This is a genomic window from Kribbella sindirgiensis (assembly GCF_004331435.1).
GTDB lineage: Bacteria > Actinomycetota > Actinomycetes > Propionibacteriales > Kribbellaceae > Kribbella > Kribbella sindirgiensis.
This window is the reverse complement of the sequence record NZ_SJKA01000011.1, coordinates 152,517-176,060: the sequence shown is the minus strand read 5'-3', so window position 1 is coordinate 176,060 and position 23,544 is coordinate 152,517. Positions and strand designations below refer to the sequence as shown.

The window sequence follows — 23,544 nt, the reverse complement described above, 5'->3', positions numbered from 1 at the left end:
TACTTTGAGCACCCACCGACCATTGTCCGGCGTGAAGAACGGTTGGTAGGAACCCAAAGTCGGGTGTCAGGAGGTGACGCGGGTACGGCGGTCGCGAACCGCGGCGACCGAGAGCGCGCTGACCACGAGGGCGACCCCGCCGGCGCCGAAACCGGTGACCAGCGTGCCGCGGGTACTCAGCCGGGCGTCGCACTGCATCGGCGTGATGCCCTTGTCGGGCTGGAAGATCGAGCCGCAGCTGTCCCCGCCGGCGTGGACCGGCCGGACGGCGAGCACCACCCCGACGATCAGCAGGACCGCTCCTACCGCGCCGAGGATCCTGCTCAGCACCGGCCGTCCTCTCGGGTCTGCGTGTGCACGTCAGCCCGGACCGACCACGATTGGCGGGTCACATCCGACATACGCACTCTCAGCTCCCTGGCAGCTCGGTAAGATTTGATCAAATCTAACGCAGCTAGCGGTCCGGCTCGAAGTCGGCAGGGCCAACCGGTGGAATCTTCACCCAGTTCTAACGCTGCTCAGACCCCACCGGTTCAGCTGCCGAGGACAGCGACCAGGGACCCGCTGGCGCGGTCGTGCGCGACATCGGAGAGGGCACGGTCGACCGCGCCGAACGGCACGACCGTCGTGTGCGCGGCCACTGGCAGCCGGGCGACCAGGCCGAACAACTCCTCGCCGTCGCGCCGGGTGTTCGAGGTGACGCTGCGGAGATCACGCTCGTGAAAGAGGTGCCGCTCGTAGTTGAGTACCGGTACGTCGGACAGGTAGATACCGGCGACCGCCACAGTTCCACCGGGCTTGAGCGCTTCCAGCGCAGACGGGACCACCTCGCCGGCCGGGGCGAACACGATCGCCGAATCCAGCGGCACCGGCGGCCGATCCCCTACGAACGCAGCGCCCAGCTCACGGGCGAGGGCCTGGTTCCGCTCGCCACGGGTCACCACGAACAACTCGGCGCCCTGCGCCAGGGCGAGCTGCGCGGTGAGGTGGGCGCTCGACCCGAAACCGTAGATGCCGAGCCGGCCGCCGGGCGGCAGTTTCGCGCGGAGCAGGGAGCGGTAGCCGATGATCCCGGCGCACAACCAGGGCGCGAGCTCCGCCGCGGGACGATCCGCCGGCATCACGTAGGCATAGTCCTCCGGCACCACGGCGTACTCCGCGAAACCGCCGTCGGCGTCCCATCCGGTGTACGTCGAACGCGGGCAGAGGTTCTCGGATCCCTGCCGGCAGAACTCGCAGACGCCGCAGGTACCGCGCAGCCAGGCGATCCCGACGCGGTCCCCGATCGCGAACCGCGCGGCCGCCGTACCGCGATCGACCACCTGCCCGACGGCCTGGTGCCCCGGGACGACCCCCGGGCGCTTCGGCGGCAGATCGCCCTCGGTCAGATGCAGGTCGGTCCGGCAGATCCCGCACGCCTCGACCTTGACGAGTACTTCGCCGGCGCCGGGCTCCGGAACAGTACGGCGTACGCGCTGCAGCGGACCGTCGTCGACGGGTCCCGGATGATCCACTGCCCACGCGTGCATCTGTTCCATGGGTCCATCATGCAACGCGTCGGAGGGCCCGTTCCCGACGCTCGGCGACCTTGGAGCCGGACTCTCGCCGTGCCATGCGCCGCAGGACGACGGGCGCGAGGAGCAAACCGGCGACAGCCCAAAGCCCGAGGACGGCTGCAGTCTCCAGATGGCGCCAGGACTGGCCGACCTCGACCACGACCGCCTCCCCGGGAAGCAGCGCGGACCGCATCCCGAGGCCCATCCAGTAGACCGGCGTGAGCTGGCCGATCCCTTCGAGCCAGCCGGGCAGCGCGGTGATCGGGTAGAAGATGCCGGAGACCGCGATCAAGGCGAGCATCGGCAGCTGGATCAGGCCTTGGGACCGCGCGGTGGTGAAGACCGAGCCGAGAACCGCCCCGATCGGCAACGTCGCGACCAGGCCGAGCACCAGGACCCAGACCAGGGTGAACCAGTGCGCCGATCCGAGCGCGAGCCCGTCGACGAGGAGCAGCCCTGGGATCAGGAGGATCGCGAGATCGACCAGCAACCCGCCCGCGACCGACACGACCTTGCCGATCAGATAGCTGACCATGCCGTTCGGAACGGCCTTGGCGCGCAACAACGTGCCGTCCTCGCGGTCGGCGGTGAGTTGCTGGCTCATGCTGACCATGCCCATCGCGGCGTTCATCCCGAGAATGCCCGGCAGGGCGAGCGCGCCGAGCAGGAAACCGGTGGAGCCGAAGTCGCGATGCCGGAGGAAGAAGAGCGCGGCCAACATCAGCACCGGCCACAGGAAGTGGCTGAACAGCTCAGGACCGTTGGTGAAGGACTGCCGCAACTCGATCAGCCCACGCTGCCATCCCGTCTTCATGCCTGCTCCCTGACCAGCGTGAGGTAGGTGTCTTCGAGCGAAGCCCGGCGTACTTCGAGTTCGCGGACCGCGTCGCCGTACGTCGCGAAGAGCTCGCGGACGAACCCGGTCGAGTCGGCGGTCGACCTCCGGAACGCCTGCCCGTCGACGGACCAGCGGACCTCGTCCTCCCCCGCGATCAGCTCGGTGAGCTGCGCCGTACTGCCGGCGGCGATGATGCGGCCCGCCGCGAGAACGAGGATGCGATGCGCGAGTTTGCTCGCCTCGTCGAGGTCGTGGGTGGTCAGCAGGATCGTCGTCCCCTGCTCGGCCGCCAACCCACGCACCAGCTCGTGGAACTCCGAGCGCGCCTCGGGATCGAACCCGGTGGTGGGCTCGTCCAGGAACAGTACGTCGGGACGGCCAACGATCCCGATCGCGACGTCGAGCCGCCGGCGCTGGCCGCCGGAGAGAGTCTTGATCTTCTGCCCCGCGGACGGGGTGAGGCCGACGGCGTCGAGCAGTTCGCCGGCCGGCCAGGCGGGTTTGTACGGCGTGTAGTACGAACCGAGGTGGTGCAGGAGCTCGCCGACGCGCCAGTTGCCGTGGTCGCGCCACGACTGCAGCACTATGCCGACCCGCGACCGCCACCGCTCGTCGCCCGCGGCCGGGTCGACGCCCAGCACCTCGACACGCCCCGCCGAGCGGAGCCGGAAACCTTCGAGGATCTCGATCGTCGTACTCTTCCCGGCGCCGTTCGGGCCTAGCAGTGCTAGCACCTCGCCGGGGCGCGCGTCGAACGTCACGTCATGCAGGACCTCGCGGTCGCCGTACCGCATCCGCAGGCCGTCCACTGTCAGAACCATGCCGTGGAAACTACGTTGCGTTCACTGGATCGGCAATCGTCAGCCTGGGTCGCGATCTCGTGAAACCTCGTAAAACATGGCATTCTGTGCAATGGGATTGCGAGAGAACGCAACTCGTTGCAATGAGCTGACAGTGAATGCGCGGAGGTTGCCGATGCCCGGAGGCAGGCTGAGTCACCAGGACCGGCTCGAGATCGCGGCCGGGTTGGCGGACGGGCTCGGGTACGCCGAGATCGCGCGGCAACTGGAGCGCCCGACGTCGACGGTGAGCCGGGAGGTCGCCCGCAACGGCGGCCCGACCGGGTACCGGGCCGACCACGCCCACTACGCCACCGCCTCCCGCGCCCGCCGCCGACGCTCCACCCCCACACCCGCGGACGGGTGGGGCGACGAGTGGGCGGGGGCGGCGCGGCGGGCGTATGTCGAGCGGTTCGCGACGATGATGGTCGACGGCGGACTGCCGCGCATGGCTTCGCGGGTGCTGGCACTGCTCTACACATCCGACACCCGCACGCTGACGGCAGCCGACCTCGTCCGCACCTTACGAGTCAGCCCGGCGTCGATCTCGAAGGCGATCGGCTATCTCGAGCGCGTCGGCATGGTCTACCGCGAGCCCGATCCGGTACGCCGGATGCAGCACTACGTGATCGCCGAGGACGTGTGGCTGAAGGCGTGGGAGATCAGCGCCCGCACCAACCACAACTGGGCGGAAACCGCGGCCGAGGGCGTCGAACTCGTCGGACGCGACACCCCCGCAGGCGAACGGCTCACACAGATGGCGGAGTTCTTCGAACGACTCAGCGAGGACATGTCCGGCGGCGCCGGCTTCCAGGATTGCCTAGCAGTGCTAGCCGTCGCATGGGAACCAGATCGCGCCGCAGAGCTTGCCGCCCAGCTCGGCTGGCCGGTCGAGCGTGTCACCGGCGCCGTCGGCTACGCGATCAAGGCGTCAGCGCAAGAGAGTGCGGAGCAGACGACGCGTCAGCCCGCCGTCCGCGAGGCCTAGTTCGACGAGGTCGTCGAACACGCGCTGATCGGCGGCCGCCGCTCGGATTCCGCCATCGAGGATCCGGTCCGATCGGCTCAGCTGCGCGACGAGCGCGGTGTCGCGAAGATGCCTGGCGAGGAGACGAGTCGTCCGGCGACGGTACGGCGTACCGGCGTCCGAGGTGCCCGCACGCAGCGCGTCGGCGATCGCGCGACCGGCGAGGAGCCCGGTCGCGACCGCGTAGTAGATGCCTTCGCCGGTCATCGGATTGATCAGACCGGCCGCGTCACCGGCGAGCAGCACCGGCCCGCCGCGCGGCCGCCACGACCAGCCGGCGAGCGGCAGATGGTGGCCCCACCACGACTCCCCGCCGTCGGTCGCCCCCGGAAGCAGCACCTCGAGGTGGTTCAGCAACTCGGTCCGCGTGGGGCGGGTGCCGGCGAGCAGTTCGCCGTACCCGACGTTCGACCACCCGTCGCCGCGGTCGAACGACCACGCGTACGACGGTTGCCGGCCGGGCCCGTACGCGATCACCTGACTCGCCGCGCGTGCGGCCGGGGTCGGCGCGTACCCACGGATCGCCAGCGCGACCGGACCGGGCTTCAGGCCGAGTTCCCGCCGTACGACGGAATGCGCACCGTCGGCGCCGACCACGAAGCGCGCGTCCAGCTCCTCGTCCACGGTGACGGACCGGCTCTGGATCGCGAGTCCGCGGATCCGGCGGCGGACGAACTGCGCGCCCGCCGTTCGCGCGGCCTCGACCAGGCGCTCGTCGAGGACGGTTCGCGGGACCACCCAGGTCGGCCGGGCCATCTGCCGATCCACGCCGACGTCACCACGGTTGAGCACGAACCGCCGTACCGGGGTCCAGTCGTCGAGGATCCCGGTGACGCCGACGCCGGCGAGCAGGTCCAGTACATGCGGAGCGATCCCGTCGCCACAGGCCTTGTCGCGCGGGAACTCGTGCCGGTCGAGCAGCAGCACCGACAGGCTCGGGTCCGCCGCCAACGCACCGATCGCGGCCGACGCTCCCGCCGGTCCGGCTCCGACAACAATCACATCCCACACAGGCGCCTCCCCGGGCCACAGTCTTGCAGCTCCAGGTAGCGCCCGCGCGACCCTCGGCCGGTCCCCGAGTGCACTGCGCGGCGGCGCCGCGATCCCTAGCGTCAGGAATGACTTCGAGGAGGATCGATGAAACTGCTTCTGGTACTGGCGCTCCTGGGCGCGCCCGTTCCCACGCCGCCGGAGGACCCGCGGATCGAGTGGCACCGCTGTCAGCTGAACGCCGCCGACGCCGAAGGGGCCGCGCTCGACGAGGCCGGTGCCGAATGCGGTGAGCTGAAGGTGCCGCTCGACTACGGGCGGCCGAACGGCCCGCAGATCACCATCGCGCTGTCGCGGTTGCCGGCGACCGGCGAGCGGATCGGCACGATGGTGCTGAACGACGGCGGCCCGGGCGGTCCCGGCCTGAGCATGCCGCTGCGGCTTCGGACAGCGATGAAGGCGGCCGGGACACGGTACGACCTGATCGGGATGGATCCGCGGTTCGTGGGTCGCAGTACGCCGATCGACTGCAAGCTCCCGTTCGCGGGCTGGCCGTGGGCGGGCGGCGCCGACCGGTCGTCCTTCAGGCGGGTCGATCGGCAGGTCGCGGACGTCGCGGCACGGTGCGGCGCTCACGCGGGCGGTTATCTGCCGTACGTCAACACGCGGAACACGGCGCGGGACATCGACCGGGTGCGGATCGCGGTGGGTGAGCAGAAGATCTCGTACCTGGGGTACTCGTACGGGACCTATCTCGGATCGGTGTACGTGCAGATGTTCCCGGGACGGACCGACCGGGTGGTCCTCGACGGTCCGTTGGACCCCGAGCGGTACAGCGCGCAGCTGCTGCGGACAGTCGGGCCGGCGAACGAGGCCGCGTTGCGCGCATGGGCGTCGTGGGCAGCGGCGCGCGATGCGACGTACCGCCTGGGGTCGACACCGGCGCGGGTGATGGCGTCGGTGGATCGATTCCTGCGCGTCGCGGCGACGAAGGGGCTGCGGGTCGGGACGTACGAGCTCGACGACGGGTCCGTGCCGCTGGTGTTGTTCGGGCCGCTCGCCGATGATCGGGACGCGGCGCGGGCGACGTACGCCGGTATCGTGCGGACACTGCTCGACGCGACGTACGGGCCGGTGGAACCGGGACCTGAGCTTGGTGGGTTTCTGGAGGGTTTGCTGACGCCGGCGTCGTCACAACTAGCCAGTGCGCAGATCGCGATCATCTGCGGCGACCGTGCTGTGCCGCGCGATCGGCAGGCGTACTGGCGGGACATCCAGACGCATCGGCGGGCCGAACCGCACTTCGCGTCACTCACGCGGATGATCTCGCCGTGCGCGTACTGGCCGGTGCAGCCGCAGGAGCCGCCGACACGGATCGCCAGTGCGGAGCCGGCATTGATCGTGGCGGCCGACGGCGACCCGCGGACGATCTACGCGTACGCGACTGCACTCCAGAAGCACCTGCCCAACGCCCGGATGGTGACGTTGAAGGGCGCCCGCAAACACGGCATCTTCGGCGAGTACGGCAACACCTGCGTCGACGACAAGGTGATCGCCTACCTACTAACTGACCAACTCCCCACCACCCAGACCTGCTGACACTCCGCTAATACGAACGGCCTAAGTGCCGGGGCGGCGGCCGGGCTTGTTGGGACGGCGGGCGGTGGTACGGCGAGGGCGGGGGGTGTGGGGGGTGACCGGGCCGGAGGGGGTGACCGGGCGGGCCTCGTCCAGGTCCACGACCTTGGGAGGTGGTGGGACGAAGACCGGGATGGTGTCCTCCTGGTCGACGGCCGGCCGGGCAGATGGCGGCGGTGCGGCGGGTGGGGCCGGCTTGGCTCGCGCGGCCGACTCCTTACTCACTCGGGGCTGGACCTTCGCGACCGCGGGCGCGGCGAGCGGGTTGCGCGAAGGACGACGGTGCGGGAGGCGGGTGCTCAACTCGATGCCGAGCGCATCGATCAGTTTGCGGCAGGCAACGATCGAGACGGCGACCGCGAGCACTGTCCAGCCGGCGAACAGGACCGACTGGCCGCCGGACGCCCAGTTCGACGGATCGGTGCGGATCATCGCGGCGATCATCGCGACGACGATCGCGTTCGTGATGCCGAGGGCAACGGCCAGACCGACCGTCCGGAGCAGGACGCCCCGCTCGAGCCCGACGTCGTCGGCCGCCGCGACCAGCCCGGCGATCAATCCGGCGAGCACGGGCACTGTATATACCAGCGCAAGTGTGAGCCCCGGGCTCGCAACAAGATAGAAGACGTCGAACACCAGCGCCGTGCCGGTCAGCGCGGCGGCGAAGCACACCACCATCGGCGGATACGCGCGCAGCACCGCGACCGCGTCCGCGGGCACGGTCTTGAACATCCGCAAGGCCAACAGCAACGACTCATCCCCTCGTCCTCCCCCCCATTGTGCAGCCCCACCACCACCCTCGGTGAGCTACCCCAACAGCGAGTCGCAGATCGCCGGCCCTCTCCGCATTTGCCTGGCCCACCCAGCAATTTGCCTGGCCCACCCAGCAAGTTGGGGGTTCCTGACCCTGAATGCGGGTCAGGAACCCCTGACTTGGTGGGTCAGCCAGTCAAATGCGGGAGAGGGCGGGGGCTAGGGTCCAGTCGTGGATGAAGAGGTACGGGCGGCGGTTGAGGCGGAGTTGCGGTTGTTGTCGCCGGACGTGCGGGGGTCGGCCGAGGTCGACGTACTGCTGGATCCGGAGTTCGTCGAGGTCGGCGCGTCGGGACGTCGGTGGGACCGGGCGGCGATCGTGGCCGCGTTGGCGTCCGGGGAGATCACCGACGCGGACCCGATCGAGGCGACCGAGGTCGCCGGCGTCCGGCTGGCCGACGACCTCGTGCACGTCACCTACGTGTCCCGGCGCACAGGCGGTACGCCGGTCCGCCGCAGCTCGATCTGGCGACGGACCGACGGCGCCTGGCGCCTCTACTACCACCAAGGCACACCAACGACTGACGACTAAGCAGCCGTCTGCTCCGGCGCCAGCTTCTCGCGCAGATCGATCAGGATCCGGCGCAGGACCCGCGAGACCTGCATCTGGCTGACGCCGATGTCCTCGCCGATCTCGGACTGCGTCCAACCCTCGACGAAGCGCAGTTGCAGGATGCGGCGGTCCCGGTCGCCGAGGTCGGCGAGCACCGGCTCCAGCATCTCGACCGTCTCCAGCTGATCGATGCTCGCATCGTCGTCATCGGCAACGACATCCGCGAGCGTCAGCTCCGCGTCCGCCTCGGCCGGACGATCCAGCGACAACACGTTGAAGCAACCGCGCGCCGCGAGCGCCTGCTCGACCTCGGTCACCTCGACCTCGAGATGGTCGGCCAGTTCGGCCGGTGTCGGCTCGCGGTTCAGCTGCTGCTCCAGCTCCGGCAGCTTGGTGGCGATGGTGCCCTGCATCTCCTGGAGCCGGCGCGGGATCCGCACCGTCCAGGCGCAGTCGCGGAAGTACCGCTTCACTTCGCCGCGGATGGTCGGGATCGCGAACCCGATGAACGGGGTGTCCGCCTCCAACCGGTAGTGGTGGGCTGCCTTCACCAGCCCCAGGTACGCGACCTGTTCCAGGTCGTCGGCCTCGGCTCCCCGCCCGCGGAAACGGCGCGCGATGCCCTTGGCCATTTCCAGGTTGAGTTCGACGACCTGTTCGAGAAGTTCCTGCCGCTCGTCTGCGGCGGTGCTGACGGCCCGGCGTTCCATCAGTTCCCGGGTAGCTGCTTCGCGGGCGGCCCGGTCTGTCGGGGCTCCGCTGCGGGAGAAATCCCGCTCGATGATGCTCGTAACCATTGGTATGACCTCGCGACTGTCTCGTCACGGCGTGGCACTTCGCTGAACCACGGTCATGCCTGCAAGAGAAGTCGTACCCCACCTCGCCGGAAGTCATGCACGAAGCCCGAAACCGTCACCGATGGCGACCGAAAACCCTGAGCCAACGCTCGTTTGACCCCATCAAGATCACAGGACGTAAGGGAGCGGACACATGGGCCAAAAGTGTGTACGATGCAGATGCAAGGCCAAATGCACGTGCATATGCCAAGGACGTACGGAAGGTGCAGCTGATGACTGCGATCTACAACGGCATGCCCGGCGACTCGAACAGCGAGCTGATCTGGCGCAAGAGCCAGCGCAGCGGCCCTCAGGGCAACTGCGTCGAGGTAGCGAAGCTTCCGGACGGCGGTGTGGCGGTGCGTAACTCGCGCTTCACCGACGGCCCGGCCCTAGTGTTCACAAAGGCAGAGATCGAGGCGTTCCTCGGCGGCGTTCAGGACGGCGAGTTCGGCTACCTGATCTGAGCAACAACCAGCAACACCCGGGCAACTCAGAAGCAAAGGGCCCCTTCGCCAGGCGAGTGACGAAGGGGCCCTTTCTAGTGCCCGGAGGACAGCGGTACGACGACCCGCGGGCGACCTCGAACGCTCGCCGGCCGAAGCATCGGCGTGCGGTGGTCCGGCGTACGCGAAACGCCAGGACCGACCCTCCGGAGAGAGTCGGTCCTGGCGTTGCCCGAGGGGCGGGTACGGACTACTGGACGGTGAGCGGCCAGAGCTGTTCGCTCGGCAGCTCGGACGCCTTCCCGGTCGCCGCATTGTCAACGGTGATTCGCAATCCGGTGAACTTCGGCGTCATCACCCGCTGGTACCGCGACGCGCGGTCGGGCTCGGCGACGTACTCGGCGATCAGGTGGTCGCCCAGCCAGATCCGCACCATCTTCCGTCCTCCTGTTGCTCTGTCGGTGGTCATGGAGCCAGGCTCACGATCGGGTCGCCGTCGAGTTGGCGGACGCCGCGCAACCAGCCCTCGAAGGCCCAACGCTGTTGCTCGGGGCAACGCGCGACCAGGTCCTGGATCTCCCGCTCCGTCAGCTCCTCGGGCGCGCGGCCGCCGGCCATCGCGGCGGTCTGCTCCACAACCTCACTGTCGTCGTCGTTCATCGACTCGGGTTCCCCAACCAGTCATGCCAACGGGGGGCCATTGGCGCTCTGTAGGACCGGCCTGCCGGATCACGCGATGTCACTTTTCGCGAGAACCAGCTCACCTTCTGTGCATGAATCAATCATGGCGTCGGCACGCGACGAATGCAAGCGCCCGATGCACGTGCATCCGCACGTTTTCCATTTCGAGACCAGATCGGGCCACTTTCCGCCTGTTCGAGCCTGGATCGACCCCGGCGAACGGTGTTCGACCGCCGATCAGCACGCTAGTATGTACTGACAAATCCGGTCGACCTTCGATCGGCTAGTCTTACGCTCCGTGATCGCCGATCCGGATTCGCCGCTCTTTTGTAAGAACTCCGGCAGATCACCGCTCGGGCATGCGATGATGTGCACCTGCGGATGAGGTTGCCGATGAAGACCGCTGGGGCCGCTGGGAGGTGGGTGTGACCGAGTCGGGCGCGCAGAGCGGGCCGACCGCGCTGCGCATCATTCTCGGCGGGCACCTTCGCCGGATGCGGGTGGCAGCAGGGATCAGCAGATCTGACGCGGGGTGGGAGATCCGGTCGTCGGAGTCCAAGGTCAGCCGGATGGAACTCGGCCGCGTCGGCCTCAAGGAGCGCGACGTCCGTGACCTCCTGACTCTCTACGGCGTCGACGACGAGGAAGAGCGCCAGCGCCTCCTCGCTCTGACCCGCGAGGCGAACAACCCCGGATGGTGGCACCGGTACGGCGACGTACTGCCGAGCTGGTTCCACTCCTATCTGGACCTCGAGGCCGCGGCACAGCTGATCCGTGTCTACGAGCTGCAGTTCGTCCCCGGTCTGCTGCAGACCCCCGACTACATCCGCGCCGTCATCCAGCTGGGCCGCGGGCTGATCCCGGCCGAGGAGGTCGAGCGCCGCGTCGCACTGCGGACGAGCCGGCAGAGCGTCCTGACCCGCCCGGAGCCGGTCCGGATCTGGGCCGTCGTCGACGAGGCTGTCCTACGCCGGCCGATCGGCGGCGTGAAGGCGATGATCCAGCAGCTCGACCACCTGATCGACGCCTCGCAGTACCCGAACGTCACGCTGCAGGTGATGCCGTTCAACGTCGGCGGCCACGCGGCCACCGGCGGCGCGTACAGCATCCTCCGTTTCCCGGAGCAGGACCTCCCGGACATGGTCTACATCGAGCACCTCAGCAGCGCCCTCTACCTGGACAAGCTCGAGGACCTCGACCAGTACACGGCCACCATGGAAGCCCTCTGCGTCGCGGCCCCACCCCCGAACAAGACCCGCGACCTCCTCACCAACATCAAGAAGGACTTCGAGCGCTGACACCAGCTGGTCGACTGCCAAGCAGTCAGCCGACGCAGCACCTGTCATCCTCACCGGGCAGTCTCACGGTGGTACGTCCGTGGCGGTCGACTCTGATCGTCCAGCTCTCCTTCGGCGGACTGCCTGCGCTGTTCCACCTCTCGTAGGCCTGCTCGACAACGGCCCAGAGGTCTTCAGCACCGCCATGGTGCACGTCGCCGCCGACCACGTGGGCCCATGACTCAGCGCGGGGACCGTTGAGGATGGCCGCCCCGTCCGTCGTCGTTGCGAACATGAGACGCGGCGCCGCGCGCCACAGGAACAACGCGAAGTCGGGAGCGTCGACCACGTCGGCTGCGACAGCCGTACGTCGTAGTCGGGTCCGCTCCGCCCGTTGCTGATGTTCTTCTTCGGTCAGTTCGGGAGCAGGTTCGCCAACGTTGGCGAACTCTGGCACCTTGCGTGCGCTCATGAAGTAGCCGCGCGGATCCATCAAGGTCCCGGTGGCCGTCGTGCCGTCCTGGTCGATCACGACCCTCGCCCACGCCCCGACGGTGTTGTTCTCCGGAGCCCGGAGGTCGGCGAGCACGACCGCCCCGGGTTTGCCCCACCGGACCCAGTCGTAGGGGATGTCGGCAACCGCATGCGTAGCCAGTATGCGGTCGTAAGCGCCGGCGATTGCCTCGTAGAACGGGTGACAGCCGAGTGAGGCGAGGCGTTCGCGTGCCTGAGCGCTCAACTCGGGATCGATGTCGATCGTGGTCACAGCCTGATCGCCGAGCAAGCGGCAAAGAATTGCGGCGTTGTAGCCGGTCCCGGTGCCGATCTCCAGGACGTCCATCCCGCGCTCGATCCCCAGTTCCTCGATCATGTCTGCCATCAGCGCCGGTGCCGACGACGAACAGGTGAAGGTCGTGGTGCCGGGACGCCCGGCGATCGGTTTGACCTGGGTGATCAGCGCCTCGTTCGTGTACACGGTAGCGAGCCAGGCCGGGTCGACCGCGTCGACGATGCCATCCACCACGGTCAAGCCCTCGTCGCTTTGCTTCAGCCGAAAGAACTCCGGGACGAAGACATGTCGCGGTACATCGAGAAAGGCCTGCTCGAGGGACGGACTGTGCAAATAGCCGTCGCGCTTGATCGACCTCACCATCGACCGCGCCAACGAGCGCCAACCGTCAGGATCGTTCGTATCAGTCATCACGGCGCTCCAGAAGATCTGCGATCGCAGCGGTCATCGGAAGACCAGTCTCCAGCTCGAGCCAGTGCCACTGTCCGCCGCTGTTGCATTCGTACCAGTACCACTCGCCTTCGCGTCCGAGGCCGAAGTCGAAGGCGCCGAACAACAGACCGAAGCGTTCGAGGTAGGACCTGCATGCGTTCGCCACCTCGTCAGGCGTATCGATGACGCTGTACACGACCGCGTCGTAGTCGCGCCGCCAGTCGATGTGGGGCGAGTCGATGCGGACGCTGAAGACACGTTGGCCGATGACCGTCGTCCGTACGTCGGCAACCTTGTCCACGCATTCCTGGAACATGTGCAACGTGGTTCCGATGGAGTCGTCTAGGTCGTCGGGCTTGACCTCGTCGACCCAGATGACCGATAGCGCTCCGTCGCCGTCGCGCAACTCGCTCGCATGCAGCGGCTTGTAGAGCACGCGGTCGTGCGCGACTGCGAACGCGCGAGCATCCTCCGGCACGTTCGTGACCAGCGTCGGAGGTACGACGAAACCGACCTCCCGAGCCATTGTCAGCTGCGCGGGCTTGAAGTCGGCCTCCAGCGAGCGCCAGATGTGGTTGACCCAGCGCGCCCGGATACCCGACAACACTCCCCCCATTCCATGGCGGGCCTGATCCGCGGCGAAACGACCGGCATGGTCAGCCATGGCGGTTGGTGCCTTGTACGGCGAGGGACGTCGGTAGTACACCGACCTGACCCGGCGGAGATCGAGGTCACGGCTCGCGGTACGGAGCGTGCTCGCTCCATCGCCATACCGGGCAGACACTCTGACCCGGCCGTCAACGACCTCCGCCGGGTCACACCGGACAACGGGCACATCTCGTGTATTCAGTTCGTCGATAACCGCGTCCGACGTGGGGTCGTCGATACCGGTCAGAACAAGTACGGGATCAGTCATCGCTGTCAGTCGGGAACGTAGGTGATGACACGAACGTCGTCCGGCTGGCTCCCGTGCTGGCCGTCACCGCCGCTCGTCGGCTGGCTGGTCACGGTTTGCCGCGATGTTCCATGTTTCGGCGGGCCGCAGTGCAGGATCCCACCGGACGCATCGCGATAGGTCGTCAGCTGTGTCTGCGGGTCAAGCGTCATCGAGGCGGGTGGGGTGTCGACGGCCGGCTCTTCGAACTTGGTTGCCCGGGTCAAACCCCACGGATGCATGGTTGGGCTGCTGCGCATGGACGTCCTCTCATTGCATGGTGTGGAGAGCGGGACGGACACGGGCGACAGGGATCCAGCATGCCCGCCCCGCTGATCATGGGATGTGGCCGATGAACACGAGCGGATGGCCGGTCAGCTCTTCGAGCAACAGTTGCCACTCCCGCGGCGCGCCGAGCGGAATCAGGTGCCCGCGGTGCGGAACCGCGATGGCAGCGCCGCCGTGCGTGAGCGCAGTCGCATCGATGAGGGCTTGCATCGCTCTGCCGGAGCTGTCCTCTTCGACGAAGAGCGGACCGAGGTGATATTCGCGCTCGATGGCCATCGCATACGCGGCCTCCTGCACGGCGGCGAGGTCGCGCAGCGTGCGGGTCAGGCGTTCGTGGGCGTAGCAGAACAGCGTGCGATGTGCAGCCGGCTCGGCCCCGTGGTCGGAGCCGGGCCACAGAGCCGGGTTCACTTCTGCGGTTGCCACGCAACGACCGTACGGAGCGCGCGCGGTCGCGCACCATACGAATCTGAGCGTTCGACCGGTCCCTGTACGAGTGCGTTTCATCTCGGATCGGTACCTGCGCACAGCCGAAACGCGAGGTTGTGGATAACGGCGGCCGCTTACTGAGCGATCAGAGTGGCGATGAACGCACTGGTGTCGCGTGGACTGAGCGCACTGGCGCGCAGGTGATCGAACACCATGCTGTACCGATCGATCTCGGCCTCCGTTTCCAGGAAGATGTCGCCGGCGAGACTTTCCACATAGACGACGTCCGGCGCCACCGGGCCGAAGTTGAGCCGGACGAACGCGCCGGTCATGCCTGGATGAGCGCCCCGGTCGAAAGGCAGCACCTGGAGCGTGATGTTCGGTCGCTCGCTGACTTCCAGTAGCCGTCCGAGCTGCGCGCGCATGACCGCGCGACCGCCTACCTCTCGACGTAACGCCGCCTCATCGACCACGGCCCAGAGCTCCAGCGGCTCTCGCCCCTCTCGCTTCCGGCCGAGGACGACCTGGCGCTCCATCCTGGTCTCCACGTTACGCTCGATCCCTTCAGCCGCCATCGGCAGACCGTCGCGCACGGCGGCACGGGCGTACTCCTCTGTCTGCAGGAGACCGGGGATGTACAGCGACTCGTAGTTGTGTGCGATCTTGGCTTCCGACTCGAAGCTGATGTAGGCGGCGTAGCCCTGAGGTATCACGTCCGTGAACTGCCGAAGCCACCCGGGATGCTTCGCTCCTCTGGTCAGTTCGATGAGTTCAGTACGGCGCGACTCAGCAACGCCGTAGAGGTCGAAGAGGGTTTCGAGGGTGCCAGTGTGCGGCTTCGCCTGACCCTTCTCTATGCGCCAGAGCGTGCCTTGGTTGACGCCGGTGCGTTCCTGGACCAGTTCGCGGGTCATGCCCGCCTCCGCGCGGAGGGCTCTCAGCTCAGCAGCGAGGCGACGAAGCCGAACGGTGGGCGGACCGGCAGCTCTCGGCATTTTCCACAACCTCTCGTTTTCGAGTCCGAGAAGGTACAGATCCGGACCAAAACGACCGACTCGATACCCATTAATCCCAGATTCACAGCACTACGTGTACCCAGATTCGTATGGTACAAGAGTCATTACGCTCCGTACGGTCGTGTCATGGCAAGCCTTCAGGCACGAACGGAACGAGGTGGCCTCGAATGATCCTCGGCATGTGGGCGCTGGTTATCGGCACTGTGGTCGTCGCGGTTCTGATGGTCCGCGACATCGCACGGAACCTGAACGACCGATGACCGCGACCCGGCTACCACTCCCGACGGACCGGCGCGTCCGCGTCTGGTTCGGTGAACACCTGATCGCCGACTACATCTCCGATCCCAAGTCGGCCGCAGCCTACGAAGCAGCAATGCGCCGGCGCTTCGTGTCGTTGCGGGTGACGAACGACCCGGCGTACGCGGACGCCGGGAGCACATGAGAGGCCAGCGACGCCGACGATGGTGGCTGCGGCTGTGGGCACGACTCAACGACACCTTCCGCCGCTGGCAGGACGAACCATGATCCGGCGGAACCGGCAGCGGCCGTCATCAGCCGCAGTCTCGCGGGAGTGAAGTCGATATCGGTTGGACTGTGGTGAGGGTCGGGCCCACCGTCGCTGCAACTTGATGCAACCGCGTGGTGATTCTCTGGCACCAAACCGAGTGCCGGGGCTACGATCCGTGATTCGAGCGGGATTCGGCCCGCCCAGGGGTGGCGATCGTAATGGGGGATATCGGACGTACCACTGAGATGGCGGGGCGATCGGGGCTGGTTGCTTGTTGCTGTCAGCGTGAGCATTTCACGCCTCGAGAGGTGGATGTGCTTGTCCTGATTGCACGGGGGCACTCCACGGCCGCGATCGGTCGCCGACTGCGGATGAGTCCGGATACCGTGATGCGACACGTGACGCACATGTTCGCCAGGGCGGGGGTATCGAACCGTCCCGAGCTCGTCGCGATCGCCTTCGTCAATGGCATACTCGAGGCGAGTTGGCCGCCGACTGCATCATCTCGGCGATGTCTCGGCACGAGCTCTCCGGCGTAGGGTCAGCGCACACGCTCACAAGTGGGTCATGCTGAACTCCATGGACAACGACGCGGTACGGCCGCCGCTGCCAAAGCCACTGTTCCCTGTTTACGGACTCGATGCCTCGTTCGATGGCCCTCGATCGATCGATGGCTGGAACAGGGCAGATGATCCAGACGAAGGGCCTCTGTGGTACGTGAGCCTCCTCCACGGCAGTGTCGACGGGTCTCACGTTGTGGTGATCACCGATGCCAAGCTTCCGGCTAGCCCGCGCGACTCGCAGGGCGATGCGTTCCGTGGATCGACAGGTCTGGTGGATGCGGCGTTGCTGGCCCTGTCGGGGATGGCATCGTCGACCGACCAACCCGAAGACCCGGCTGTTGCGCGGGAGCTCGGCGACCTGCAGCACCTGGCACAGTCCGTCGGCGGCGACGGCTGGACAGCTGGCACCTGCGTGATCGACGGACGCCCGATCAGTGTCTCGGCCTATCGATTCCGCCGGCAGTGGGCCGCAGCGGTGGATATCGGGCAGGTGGCCATCGGTCTGCACGGTGCAGGCATCGAGATCTCCGAGATCGCCCTTGATCCTGTCAACGCGACCCTCCGCAATTACGAGACACCGCAGGACTGATCGCACACCGCGCTTCGCACCGAGACCGGCCTCGTCCTCCAGGCCGCAGAAAGTCGGCACAGGCTGCCGGTTTTCCGCGATGCCGACGCCGGCACGTGGCTGCCACGCTCGCCTCTCAATGTCCCACGAGGTATTGGAGGCGACGATGAGAAGAGCAATCAGAGCGTTGGCGGTGGCGTTGGCGGCCGTCGCCATCGCTGTACTCGGCTCAAGCGCACCGGCTTGGGCGATCTACATGAACTCCGGGGTCTCCTGTCACAAGACCGCGGATTCCTCCTACCCGTTCGGCCCGCACATTCACAGCGCCGCATCGGGCGTCGACTTTCCGAGAAACACCCAGATCGATGTGCTTCAGCAATGGTTCGAGGACGGAACCTACTTCGCATCGACCAGTACCCGCATCTACACCACCAGCACCGGCTCGTGGAGCGTGCCCAGCGATGTACGACTCGCCGAGTATCCGAATCACAACCGTTTCGACATGACGGTCTTCGTGTACCAGGTTTCATCGGACAAGCTGCTGTATCAGCAAACCCGCGGCTGCTGGATGATCCCACCAGCACTCAACTAACGGCACTCCACCGACACCGGCCTGCGCTGGCCGGGCCCGTTGCAGCGTTAGCGCGGGCCCGGCCAGCGCCTTCGGTCGTGGGCGGTGAGTACGGCATCGACGACCGGGTTCTTGCCGGCCGCGCCCAATAAGCCGGCGAACGCGCGCAAGGCCGCGCCTACAGCCTGAGCCAACCAGGCACCCGGCCAATCTATTCTCTTGTCTTTCCTGTTGTTCTCTGCTCTTCTTCTATGATGGTGGGTTGATGCATGTTCTGACACCCCGACGTCGCGCAGTCAAACCTTCGGTTGACCGCTGAAGCCAACTACCACTCTAAATATCTTCTTTTCTCGGGTCTTTCATTTGATCTTTTCCCTGCAGGCTTGCGAGGCCTTCTGGATACCTCTCCTTCTTCTTATGTCCCTCTCTTCTGTTCTTTGGTTTGTTCTTTCCTTCGTCCTTCCCTCTACACGATTGCTCAGGTGTTGTCGGTGAGCCATTGGATGAGGGGTTGGGTGGCTCGCCAGTCCTCGCGGATCTGGGTGGTGAGGGCTGGGGTGTGGATGACGGGTTCGAAGCCGTAGTTCTTGCTGACCGTCAGGGACTTGTGGCGGAGGAGGTCGATGCGCGGGTGGTCGGGGTCGTAGCCTCGGGGGCTGGTTTTGAGTTTGTCGCCGCCCACGGTCCAGCCGGCCTTCTCCAGTTTGGCGAGTAGCTTCTCGAGTTGTTTGCCGCGGCGGTCGTCGTCGATGGCGGTGCGGACGCGGGCCAGTCGCTCGGACGACGCCTCGTAGAAGCCGGCCGCGACCCGTACGCCGGGTGCGGACACCTGCACGTAAAACCCGGTGGCGGGGGCGACGTCGATGAAGGCGCCCTGGTGGATCTTGTACGGCGTCTTGTCCTTGGCGAACCGCACGTCGCGGTACGGGCGGAACAACTTCGCCGTACCGAACTCCTCCTCGAGCTCGGCCAGCAGCGCGGCCATCGGCGCCCGGACCGACTCCTCGTAGACGTGCTTGTGCTCCGTCCAGAAGGTCTTGGTGTTGTCCATTTCGAGATCGTCGTAGAAGTCCAGCGCCGCAGCCGGAAAACCGGTAAAACTCATGCGGTAACGATAGTTCGCCCGGCAGAACGGACAGACACCCCATGCGCGCGATCCAGGTCACCCGGTTCGGCGGCCCCGAGGTCCTCGTACCGACCGAGCTCGACCCGCCGACCGCCGGACCCGGCCAGATCCGGGTCGAGGTCAGCGCGGCTGGGGTGAACTTCGCCGACACCCACCGCACCGACGGGTCCTACCGCGGCGGTGTCACGCTCCCGTTCATCCCCGGCGTCGAGATCGTCGGCCGTACCGAGACCGGCCGCCGCATCCTCTCCCCCATCCTCGAGACCGGCGGCGGGTACGCCGAGTACGCCGTGGCGCCGGCGCACCGCGCTGTCGACGTACCGGAGGAGGTCAGCGACGGGCAGGCACTCGCGCTGCTCATCCAGGGACTGACGGCCTGGCATGTACTGAAGAACAGTGCGCGACTGAGCGCCGGCGAGTCCGTGCTGGTGAACGCGGCGGCCGGTGGCGTCGGATCGATCGCGGTGCAGCTCGCCAAACACCTCGGCGCCGGTCTCGTCATCGCAACGGCGTCGACCGCGGCGAAGCGAGAGCTGGCGCTGGAGCTCGGCGCGGACGTTGCCGTGGACAACAACCCGGACGGCTACGCGGACCGGATCCACCAGGTGACCGACGGCGTGGACGTCGTACTGGACTCGACGGGCGGCCCGACGATGCTGGCCGGGCTGGAAACACTCGCCAACTTCGGCCGCCTGGTCAACTACGGCAACGCCGGCCGGGAAGGACGACCCAGCATCGACCCGAGTGCGCTTGCCCAGCGCAACCTTTCGGTGGCCGGCTTCTGGCTGGTCCCCGCGATGGACCTGCCGGGCGGGTACGTCGAGCCGCTGACCGAGCTGCTCGCCCTCACCGCCGCCGGCAACCTCCGCCCGCTCGTCGGCGCCGAGTACCCGCTGGAGGACGCCCGCCGCTTCCACGAGGACCTGCTCGCCCGCCGAACCACCGGCAAGCTCATCCTCAAACCGTCAAGGACGTGAAGAAGGCGCGGATGTCCGCGGCCAGCACTTCGGGTTGTTCGAGTGCGGCGAAGTGGCCGCCGTGCGGGTGGCTGGTCCAGCGGATGATGTTGTCGGTGTGGGCGACCTTGTGCCGTAGCGGGATGAAGTTCTCGTGCGCGAGGTCGAGGAGCGCGGTCGGTGTCCGCGAAGGCTCGGCCGGCTGGCCCCAGTACGACGCGTGCGCGCGCTCGTAGTAGATCGCGCCGGACGATCCCGCGGTCCTCGTCAGCCAGTACAGCATCACGTTGGTGAGCAGCAGATCCCGATCGATCGGTGACGCCGGATCCGACCAGGTCGCGAACTTCTCCGCGATCCACGCCAGCTGCCCGACCGGCGAGTCGGTCAGCGCGTAGGCCAGCGTCTGCGGGCGGGTCGACTGCAGGTCGGCGTACCCCTGCTGCTCCTTCGCGAACTGCTGTTGCCGGTGCCACGACGCCCAGGTCCGCTCGCGCTCCCCGGCGTCCAGCGGCGCGAGTTCCTCGAAGGTCGGCTCGGACGTCGCGCCCGCGCCCGGGATGAGGTTGAGATGTACGCCGATCACGCGCTCGGGATCGATCCGCCCGACCTCGCGAGAGATCGCCGAACCCCAGTCACCGCCCTGTACGCCGTACCGCTCGTACCCGAGCCGCGTGATCAGCTCGGTCCACGCGCGCGCGACGCGCTTGAACTCCCACCCGGGTTCGCTGGTCGGGCCGGACAGCGTGAAGCCTGGGATGGTCGGGACAATCAGATGGAAGTCGCTCAGCAACGAGGCGACGAAGGTGAACTCGACGATCGAACCCGGCCAGCCGTGCGTGAGAACGAGTGGGATCGCATCCGGCGACGACGAGCGCACGTGGGCGAAGTGGACGACCGCACCGTCGATGACGGTTGTGTACTGCGGCCATTCGTTCAGCCGCGCCTCGGCGGCCCGCCAGTCGTACCCGTCCCGCCAGTACCCGACCAGTTCCTTCAGGTAGTCCAGCGGTACGCCGCGGGACCAGCCCGCACCTGGCAGTTCCGAGGGCCAACGCACCAGGTCCAGCCGCCGGCGCAGGTCGTCCAGCTCGCTCTCCGGCACATCCAGCCGGAATGGTTCGATCGTCACGGCGGCACTCTTACACAGGAGGTGCCGGTCAGGCGGAGACTTTCTCCTGGGTGCGGTTGCGGATGACCTTGATCGCGACGGCGGCGATCAGGCAGAGCGCGCCCGCGCTCATCAGGACAGTGGTCAACGTGCCGGCGCCGTTCAGGGCGTTGTCGCAGGCCATCGGCGTGATCCCGCCGGCCGGCTGGAACGCGGAACCGCAGTCGGTCCCGCTCTCCGAGACCGATCGGAACCCGAGCAACCCGCCGCCGACCAGCAGCACCAGCCCGGCCACGCCGAGAATCTTGTTCAACGAGATCACTGTCACGCCAGGTCTGTTGGATGCGGGCATGCCGATCGCACGCCCCGTGAGCCCCGTAGCACTTCGATCACTCCTGACTTCGTCGGACCACCCAGTCATCGACGGTACGGTCCGGCCCGCGATGATCCCCACCCGAGCAGCCGGTCAGGATCGATTCTTCACAGAGACCTTACTCAGAACATGACCCCCTGTGACGGTGATCTCAGATCAAACAGAAGTCACTCTCAACTGAGACGCTCTTCCAGATACACCGTGATCTCGTCGCCCGGCTGCTTGCCGAGCAGGTCCCGCAACGCCCCCTTGACGGGCAGTTTGTGGGTCCCGTCGCCGAGCGCCATGAACGAGCTCTCGAATGGATGCCCGTCCATGGTGCCGCGCACCTTGACCAGTCCGCGCGTCCCGAAGTACGCCGCCGAGTCCGGCATCTGCACGTAGGTCCAGCCGCCCTTGGCGTCGCTCTTCTGCAGCGGCGCGGTGAATGTCTTGTCCAGCTTGCTCATCGTGAGCTCCTCTCTACACACCTAGGTAGAGACTGCGAATGGCGTTTCGACATCTTCGGCCAACCTATTCTGGGAAATGTGCAGATGACGATCCGCCGGGCCGGGCGGGACGACGTACCGGCGGTGCTGGCGCTCCTCGACGGGGCGACCGAGTGGTTGGTCGCGCGCGGGCGGACCGACCAGTGGGGTACGGCGGCCCACTCGACGAGCCCGCGGCGGGTCGAGCAGATCACGGGCTTCGCCGACGACGGCGGACTGTGGGTGGGCGAGGGGGTGGGCGAGGCGGACGGCCGGGTGGTCGGGGCACTCGCTGTCGGTGACGCCCTCGACTACGTGCCGCCGGCAACCGAACCGGAGCTGTACGTGCGGCTGCTCGTGACCGACCGCCTGTCCGCCGGGCAGAACCTCGGCGGCGTGCTGCTGGACCATGCCCGCAGCCTGGCCCGCGCGGACGGCGTACGGCTGCTGCGGGTCGACTGCTTCGCCGGTGGCGGCGGAGGGCTGGTCCGGTACTACGAGAGGCAGGGCTTCACGCGCGACGCCGAGTTCGCCGTACCGCGGGTCAATGATGTGGACTGGCTGGGTCAGGTGCTGATCCAGCACCTGTGATCGCGCGGTGGACCGTGCCGTGCGAGTCGCTGCAGTGCTCCGAGCTCTGGCTTTCGGTCGCGTGATCGACCTGGAGCGTGGAGTGCGTCAAGTGGTGGCGCTCGGCAAGCACTTCCTCGATCCGCACCCGGATCTGGTGGCAGTCGAGCCCCTCGGCGACCAGGATGTGCGCGGACGCGGCCGGCTCGCCCGAGGTGATCTCCCAGACGTGCAGGTCGTGCACCTCGACCACTCCCTCGACCGCACACAGCTCGGCGCCCAGCGCCTGCGGGTCGATCGCGATCGGCGCGGCCTCGAGGAAGATCCGCCCGGAGTCCCGGACCAGTGAGACGCCGGCCTTCAGCATCAGTACGGCGACGACCAACGCCGCGATCGCGTCGGCCCGGGCGAACCCGGTCAGCAGGACGACGAGACCGGCGATCGCGGTTGCGATGAACGCGAACAGGTCGTTCAGGATGTGCTGGAACGCGCCCTCGACGTTGAGGCTGGAGCGGTTCGCCTTGCTGATCAGCCAGGTCGCGAAGAGGTTCACCACGATGCCGACGACACCGGTGATCAGGACCAGCGCGCCCTTGACCTCGGGCGGATCGATCATCCGGCTGACGGCCTCGTACACGAAGTACACCGCGAGCAGCAGCAGTGTGATGCCGTTGGCCTGCGCGGACAGGATCTCGACCCGCTTGAAGCCGTAGGTGAACCCACCGGCCGGCGGCTTCGCGGCGAGCCGGATCGCCAGCAGTGCCAGCGCGATGGCGATCGCGTCGGTGAGCATGTGCGCCGCGTCGGTGACCAGGGCCAGCGAACCGGCCGCGAACCCGACGATCACCTCGGCGATCATGAAGCCGACGATCAGCGCGAGCGCACCGCTGAGCAGCTTCCGGTCCGCCGCCGCGCCGACACCGTGCCCGTGCCCGTGGCCGGCGCTCACCCTTTCGACCTTTCCGGGTGGATGGCGTCGGTGTGCTCGGTGTGCGCGACCGCGAGATCGAGCAGCATCCGCACGTGCGCGTCGTCGAGCCGGTAGAACGCGTTCCGCCCGTCCCGCCGTACGGCGACCACGCGGTGCGCCCGCAGCAACCTGAGCGCATGGGAGGTCGCGGACTCGCTCAGCCCGGTGATCGCGGCGAGATCGCAGACGCACAGCTCCCCGTCGAGCAGCGCGACGAGCAGCTTCAGCCGTCGCGGATCGCCGAGCAGACCGAAGACGTCAGCCGTGTCGGCGATGTCCTCCTCTCCCGGCATCCTGGCATTGACGCTCGCCACCCGCTCCGGGTCGACCAGCCGCACATTGCAGGAGTCGAGCTGCACATCTGCAGAACTCTTCATATAT

Annotated in this window: 31 protein-coding genes; 11 read left to right on the top strand and 20 right to left on the bottom strand. The window is 67.3% G+C overall.

The features are described 5' to 3' along the window. Positions 1 to 66: 66 nt before the first annotated feature. From E0H50_RS28485 to E0H50_RS28470, 4 genes are all read right to left on the bottom strand, one after another. Positions 67 to 330, bottom strand: coding sequence for a hypothetical protein (locus E0H50_RS28485; protein WP_131293602.1), 264 nt, complete (start codon positions 328 to 330; stop codon positions 67 to 69). Between the two features lie 203 nt (positions 331 to 533). Further along, on the bottom strand, positions 534 to 1,538 hold the full coding sequence (locus E0H50_RS28480) for a zinc-dependent alcohol dehydrogenase family protein (protein WP_238151296.1): 1,005 nt from the start codon (positions 1,536 to 1,538) through the stop codon (positions 534 to 536). 7 nt (positions 1,539 to 1,545) lie between these two features. After that, positions 1,546 to 2,370, bottom strand: a complete 825-nt coding sequence (locus E0H50_RS28475) for an ABC transporter permease (protein WP_131293601.1) — start codon at positions 2,368 to 2,370, stop codon at positions 1,546 to 1,548. Continuing rightward, entirely contained in the window at positions 2,367 to 3,215 is an 849-nt protein-coding gene (locus tag E0H50_RS28470; RefSeq protein WP_131293600.1) for an ABC transporter ATP-binding protein, read from the bottom strand. The genes E0H50_RS28475 and E0H50_RS28470 overlap by 4 nt, the downstream gene beginning before the upstream one ends. Before the next feature lie 154 nt (positions 3,216 to 3,369). Here E0H50_RS28470 and E0H50_RS44265 point away from each other — a divergent pair, with 154 nt between their 5' ends. Then, entirely contained in the window at positions 3,370 to 4,221 is an 852-nt protein-coding gene (locus tag E0H50_RS44265) for a GbsR/MarR family transcriptional regulator (protein WP_272948527.1), read from the top strand. On the opposite strand, the gene E0H50_RS28460 is transcribed toward E0H50_RS44265, so the two are convergent. Then, a complete protein-coding gene (locus E0H50_RS28460) occupies positions 4,165 to 5,271 on the bottom strand; it encodes an NAD(P)/FAD-dependent oxidoreductase (protein WP_238151295.1) in 1,107 nt (368 codons plus the stop codon). The genes E0H50_RS44265 and E0H50_RS28460 overlap by 57 nt on opposite strands. A 126-nt stretch (positions 5,272 to 5,397) precedes the next feature. Between E0H50_RS28460 and E0H50_RS28455 the strand changes: the two genes are divergently transcribed. Then, a complete protein-coding gene (locus E0H50_RS28455; RefSeq protein WP_131293599.1) occupies positions 5,398 to 6,849 on the top strand; it encodes an alpha/beta hydrolase in 1,452 nt (483 codons plus the stop codon). A 21-nt stretch (positions 6,850 to 6,870) separates the two neighbouring features. On the opposite strand, the gene E0H50_RS28450 is transcribed toward E0H50_RS28455, so the two are convergent. Then, positions 6,871 to 7,638 (bottom strand): hypothetical protein, encoded by a 768-nt coding sequence (locus tag E0H50_RS28450; RefSeq protein ID WP_238151294.1) that lies wholly within the window; start codon positions 7,636 to 7,638, stop codon positions 6,871 to 6,873. Positions 7,639 to 7,873: 235 nt separating this feature from the next. Between E0H50_RS28450 and E0H50_RS28445 the strand changes: the two genes are divergently transcribed. Then, positions 7,874 to 8,233: a nuclear transport factor 2 family protein gene (locus E0H50_RS28445; RefSeq protein ID WP_131293598.1), complete on the top strand. Its 360-nt coding sequence runs from the start codon at positions 7,874 to 7,876 to the stop codon at positions 8,231 to 8,233. On the opposite strand, the gene E0H50_RS28440 is transcribed toward E0H50_RS28445, so the two are convergent. Then, a complete protein-coding gene (locus E0H50_RS28440; RefSeq protein ID WP_131293597.1) occupies positions 8,230 to 9,051 on the bottom strand; it encodes a SigB/SigF/SigG family RNA polymerase sigma factor in 822 nt (273 codons plus the stop codon). The genes E0H50_RS28445 and E0H50_RS28440 overlap by 4 nt on opposite strands. Positions 9,052 to 9,323: 272 nt before the next feature. On the opposite strand from E0H50_RS28440, the gene E0H50_RS28435 reads away from it, so the two are divergent. Further along, the gene (locus E0H50_RS28435) at positions 9,324 to 9,557 is read left to right on the top strand and encodes a DUF397 domain-containing protein (RefSeq protein ID WP_131293596.1); all 234 of its coding nucleotides are present in this window, start codon (positions 9,324 to 9,326) and stop codon (positions 9,555 to 9,557) included. A gap of 229 nt (positions 9,558 to 9,786) precedes the next feature. On the opposite strand, the gene E0H50_RS28430 is transcribed toward E0H50_RS28435, so the two are convergent. Continuing rightward, complete coding sequence (locus tag E0H50_RS28430) at positions 9,787 to 10,005, bottom strand: hypothetical protein (protein ID WP_238151293.1); 219 nt, start codon at positions 10,003 to 10,005, stop codon at positions 9,787 to 9,789. Beyond that, a complete protein-coding gene (locus tag E0H50_RS28425) occupies positions 10,002 to 10,196 on the bottom strand; it encodes a hypothetical protein (protein WP_130381785.1) in 195 nt (64 codons plus the stop codon). The genes E0H50_RS28430 and E0H50_RS28425 overlap by 4 nt, the downstream gene beginning before the upstream one ends. Positions 10,197 to 10,642: 446 nt before the next feature. Between E0H50_RS28425 and E0H50_RS28420 the strand changes: the two genes are divergently transcribed. Next, positions 10,643 to 11,515, top strand: a complete 873-nt coding sequence (locus E0H50_RS28420; protein WP_131293595.1) for a helix-turn-helix domain-containing protein — start codon at positions 10,643 to 10,645, stop codon at positions 11,513 to 11,515. 25 nt (positions 11,516 to 11,540) lie between these two features. Here the strand turns inward: E0H50_RS28420 and E0H50_RS28415 are convergent, their stop codons facing one another. From E0H50_RS28415 to E0H50_RS28395, 5 genes are all read right to left on the bottom strand, one after another. Then, the gene (locus E0H50_RS28415) at positions 11,541 to 12,695 is read right to left on the bottom strand and encodes a methyltransferase domain-containing protein (RefSeq protein WP_131293594.1); all 1,155 of its coding nucleotides are present in this window, start codon (positions 12,693 to 12,695) and stop codon (positions 11,541 to 11,543) included. Further along, entirely contained in the window at positions 12,688 to 13,632 is a 945-nt protein-coding gene (gene tgmB, locus E0H50_RS28410; RefSeq protein WP_131293593.1) for an ATP-grasp ribosomal peptide maturase, read from the bottom strand. Before tgmB ends, E0H50_RS28415 begins: the two co-directional genes overlap by 8 nt. Positions 13,633 to 13,637: 5 nt before the next feature. After that, complete coding sequence (tgmA, locus tag E0H50_RS28405) at positions 13,638 to 13,910, bottom strand: putative ATP-grasp-modified RiPP (RefSeq protein ID WP_202868367.1); 273 nt, start codon at positions 13,908 to 13,910, stop codon at positions 13,638 to 13,640. A 76-nt stretch (positions 13,911 to 13,986) separates the two neighbouring features. Next, complete coding sequence (locus E0H50_RS28400; RefSeq protein ID WP_131293592.1) at positions 13,987 to 14,364, bottom strand: hypothetical protein; 378 nt, start codon at positions 14,362 to 14,364, stop codon at positions 13,987 to 13,989. Positions 14,365 to 14,501: 137 nt separating this feature from the next. Continuing rightward, entirely contained in the window at positions 14,502 to 15,362 is an 861-nt protein-coding gene (locus tag E0H50_RS28395; RefSeq protein ID WP_131293591.1) for a helix-turn-helix domain-containing protein, read from the bottom strand. A 277-nt stretch (positions 15,363 to 15,639) separates the two neighbouring features. Here E0H50_RS28395 and E0H50_RS28390 point away from each other — a divergent pair, with 277 nt between their 5' ends. The 4 genes from E0H50_RS28390 (at position 15,640) to E0H50_RS28375 (ending at position 17,614) form a co-directional block, all read left to right on the top strand. Then, complete coding sequence (locus E0H50_RS28390) at positions 15,640 to 15,825, top strand: hypothetical protein (protein WP_131293590.1); 186 nt, start codon at positions 15,640 to 15,642, stop codon at positions 15,823 to 15,825. 284 nt (positions 15,826 to 16,109) lie between these two features. After that, positions 16,110 to 16,430, top strand: coding sequence for a response regulator transcription factor (locus E0H50_RS44560; protein WP_131293589.1), 321 nt, complete (start codon positions 16,110 to 16,112; stop codon positions 16,428 to 16,430). 40 nt (positions 16,431 to 16,470) lie between these two features. Then, entirely contained in the window at positions 16,471 to 17,043 is a 573-nt protein-coding gene (locus E0H50_RS28380; RefSeq protein ID WP_131293588.1) for a hypothetical protein, read from the top strand. A 145-nt stretch (positions 17,044 to 17,188) separates the two neighbouring features. Continuing rightward, entirely contained in the window at positions 17,189 to 17,614 is a 426-nt protein-coding gene (locus tag E0H50_RS28375; RefSeq protein ID WP_131293587.1) for a hypothetical protein, read from the top strand. Positions 17,615 to 18,071: 457 nt separating this feature from the next. On the opposite strand, the gene E0H50_RS28370 is transcribed toward E0H50_RS28375, so the two are convergent. Further along, positions 18,072 to 18,698: a DUF2461 domain-containing protein gene (locus E0H50_RS28370; protein WP_131293586.1), complete on the bottom strand. Its 627-nt coding sequence runs from the start codon at positions 18,696 to 18,698 to the stop codon at positions 18,072 to 18,074. Positions 18,699 to 18,739: 41 nt separating this feature from the next. Between E0H50_RS28370 and E0H50_RS28365 the strand changes: the two genes are divergently transcribed. Then, positions 18,740 to 19,696 (top strand): quinone oxidoreductase family protein, encoded by a 957-nt coding sequence (locus tag E0H50_RS28365; protein WP_131293585.1) that lies wholly within the window; start codon positions 18,740 to 18,742, stop codon positions 19,694 to 19,696. Here E0H50_RS28365 and E0H50_RS28360 read toward each other — a convergent pair. The 3 genes from E0H50_RS28360 to E0H50_RS28350 form a co-directional block, all read right to left on the bottom strand. Beyond that, positions 19,677 to 20,804: an epoxide hydrolase family protein gene (locus E0H50_RS28360; protein WP_131293584.1), complete on the bottom strand. Its 1,128-nt coding sequence runs from the start codon at positions 20,802 to 20,804 to the stop codon at positions 19,677 to 19,679. The two genes, E0H50_RS28365 and E0H50_RS28360, sit on opposite strands and share 20 nt — an antisense overlap. Before the next feature lie 28 nt (positions 20,805 to 20,832). Then, positions 20,833 to 21,105 (bottom strand): hypothetical protein, encoded by a 273-nt coding sequence (locus E0H50_RS28355; protein WP_238151324.1) that lies wholly within the window; start codon positions 21,103 to 21,105, stop codon positions 20,833 to 20,835. Between the two features lie 224 nt (positions 21,106 to 21,329). Next, positions 21,330 to 21,605 carry a DUF1905 domain-containing protein gene (locus E0H50_RS28350; RefSeq protein ID WP_131293582.1) on the bottom strand — a complete coding sequence of 92 codons (276 nt, stop codon included), beginning with the start codon at positions 21,603 to 21,605 and terminating at the stop codon, positions 21,330 to 21,332. Positions 21,606 to 21,689: 84 nt separating this feature from the next. Here E0H50_RS28350 and E0H50_RS28345 point away from each other — a divergent pair, with 84 nt between their 5' ends. Further along, on the top strand, positions 21,690 to 22,214 hold the full coding sequence (locus E0H50_RS28345; RefSeq protein WP_131293696.1) for a GNAT family N-acetyltransferase: 525 nt from the start codon (positions 21,690 to 21,692) through the stop codon (positions 22,212 to 22,214). Here E0H50_RS28345 and E0H50_RS28340 read toward each other — a convergent pair. Beyond that, complete coding sequence (locus E0H50_RS28340) at positions 22,168 to 23,142, bottom strand: cation diffusion facilitator family transporter (RefSeq protein WP_131293581.1); 975 nt, start codon at positions 23,140 to 23,142, stop codon at positions 22,168 to 22,170. The two genes, E0H50_RS28345 and E0H50_RS28340, sit on opposite strands and share 47 nt — an antisense overlap. Next, positions 23,139 to 23,540, bottom strand: coding sequence for an ArsR/SmtB family transcription factor (locus E0H50_RS28335; RefSeq protein ID WP_131293580.1), 402 nt, complete (start codon positions 23,538 to 23,540; stop codon positions 23,139 to 23,141). Before E0H50_RS28335 ends, E0H50_RS28340 begins: the two co-directional genes overlap by 4 nt. Positions 23,541 to 23,544: the final 4 nt, after the last annotated feature.

Excerpts from the sequence above, each read along its gene's own strand:
- E0H50_RS28390 (WP_131293590.1), top strand. The coding sequence starts at position 15,640 with ATGACCGCGACCCGGCTACCACTCCCGACGGACCGGCGCGTCCGCGTC.
- E0H50_RS28475 (WP_131293601.1), bottom strand. The coding sequence starts at position 2,370 with ATGAAGACGGGATGGCAGCGTGGGCTGATCGAGTTGCGGCAGTCCTTC.
- E0H50_RS28370 (WP_131293586.1), bottom strand. The coding sequence starts at position 18,698 with ATGAGTTTTACCGGTTTTCCGGCTGCGGCGCTGGACTTCTACGACGAT.
- E0H50_RS28425 (WP_130381785.1), bottom strand. The coding sequence starts at position 10,196 with ATGAACGACGACGACAGTGAGGTTGTGGAGCAGACCGCCGCGATGGCC.
- E0H50_RS28415 (WP_131293594.1), bottom strand. The coding sequence starts at position 12,695 with ATGACTGATACGAACGATCCTGACGGTTGGCGCTCGTTGGCGCGGTCG.
- E0H50_RS28440 (WP_131293597.1), bottom strand. The coding sequence starts at position 9,051 with ATGGTTACGAGCATCATCGAGCGGGATTTCTCCCGCAGCGGAGCCCCG.
- E0H50_RS28345 (WP_131293696.1), top strand. The coding sequence starts at position 21,690 with ATGACGATCCGCCGGGCCGGGCGGGACGACGTACCGGCGGTGCTGGCG.
- E0H50_RS44265 (WP_272948527.1), top strand. The coding sequence starts at position 3,370 with ATGCCCGGAGGCAGGCTGAGTCACCAGGACCGGCTCGAGATCGCGGCC.
- E0H50_RS28455 (WP_131293599.1), top strand. The coding sequence starts at position 5,398 with ATGAAACTGCTTCTGGTACTGGCGCTCCTGGGCGCGCCCGTTCCCACG.
- E0H50_RS28365 (WP_131293585.1), top strand. The coding sequence starts at position 18,740 with ATGCGCGCGATCCAGGTCACCCGGTTCGGCGGCCCCGAGGTCCTCGTA.
- E0H50_RS28470 (WP_131293600.1), bottom strand. The coding sequence starts at position 3,215 with ATGGTTCTGACAGTGGACGGCCTGCGGATGCGGTACGGCGACCGCGAG.
- E0H50_RS28375 (WP_131293587.1), top strand. The coding sequence starts at position 17,189 with ATGAGAAGAGCAATCAGAGCGTTGGCGGTGGCGTTGGCGGCCGTCGCC.
- E0H50_RS28435 (WP_131293596.1), top strand. The coding sequence starts at position 9,324 with ATGACTGCGATCTACAACGGCATGCCCGGCGACTCGAACAGCGAGCTG.
- tgmA (WP_202868367.1), bottom strand. The coding sequence starts at position 13,910 with ATGCGCAGCAGCCCAACCATGCATCCGTGGGGTTTGACCCGGGCAACC.
- E0H50_RS28480 (WP_238151296.1), bottom strand. The coding sequence starts at position 1,538 with ATGGAACAGATGCACGCGTGGGCAGTGGATCATCCGGGACCCGTCGAC.
- tgmB (WP_131293593.1), bottom strand. The coding sequence starts at position 13,632 with ATGACTGATCCCGTACTTGTTCTGACCGGTATCGACGACCCCACGTCG.
- E0H50_RS28430 (WP_238151293.1), bottom strand. The coding sequence starts at position 10,005 with ATGACCACCGACAGAGCAACAGGAGGACGGAAGATGGTGCGGATCTGG.
- E0H50_RS28395 (WP_131293591.1), bottom strand. The coding sequence starts at position 15,362 with ATGCCGAGAGCTGCCGGTCCGCCCACCGTTCGGCTTCGTCGCCTCGCT.
- E0H50_RS28350 (WP_131293582.1), bottom strand. The coding sequence starts at position 21,605 with ATGAGCAAGCTGGACAAGACATTCACCGCGCCGCTGCAGAAGAGCGAC.
- E0H50_RS28380 (WP_131293588.1), top strand. The coding sequence starts at position 16,471 with ATGGACAACGACGCGGTACGGCCGCCGCTGCCAAAGCCACTGTTCCCT.
- E0H50_RS28335 (WP_131293580.1), bottom strand. The coding sequence starts at position 23,540 with ATGAAGAGTTCTGCAGATGTGCAGCTCGACTCCTGCAATGTGCGGCTG.
- E0H50_RS44560 (WP_131293589.1), top strand. The coding sequence starts at position 16,110 with ATGGGGGATATCGGACGTACCACTGAGATGGCGGGGCGATCGGGGCTG.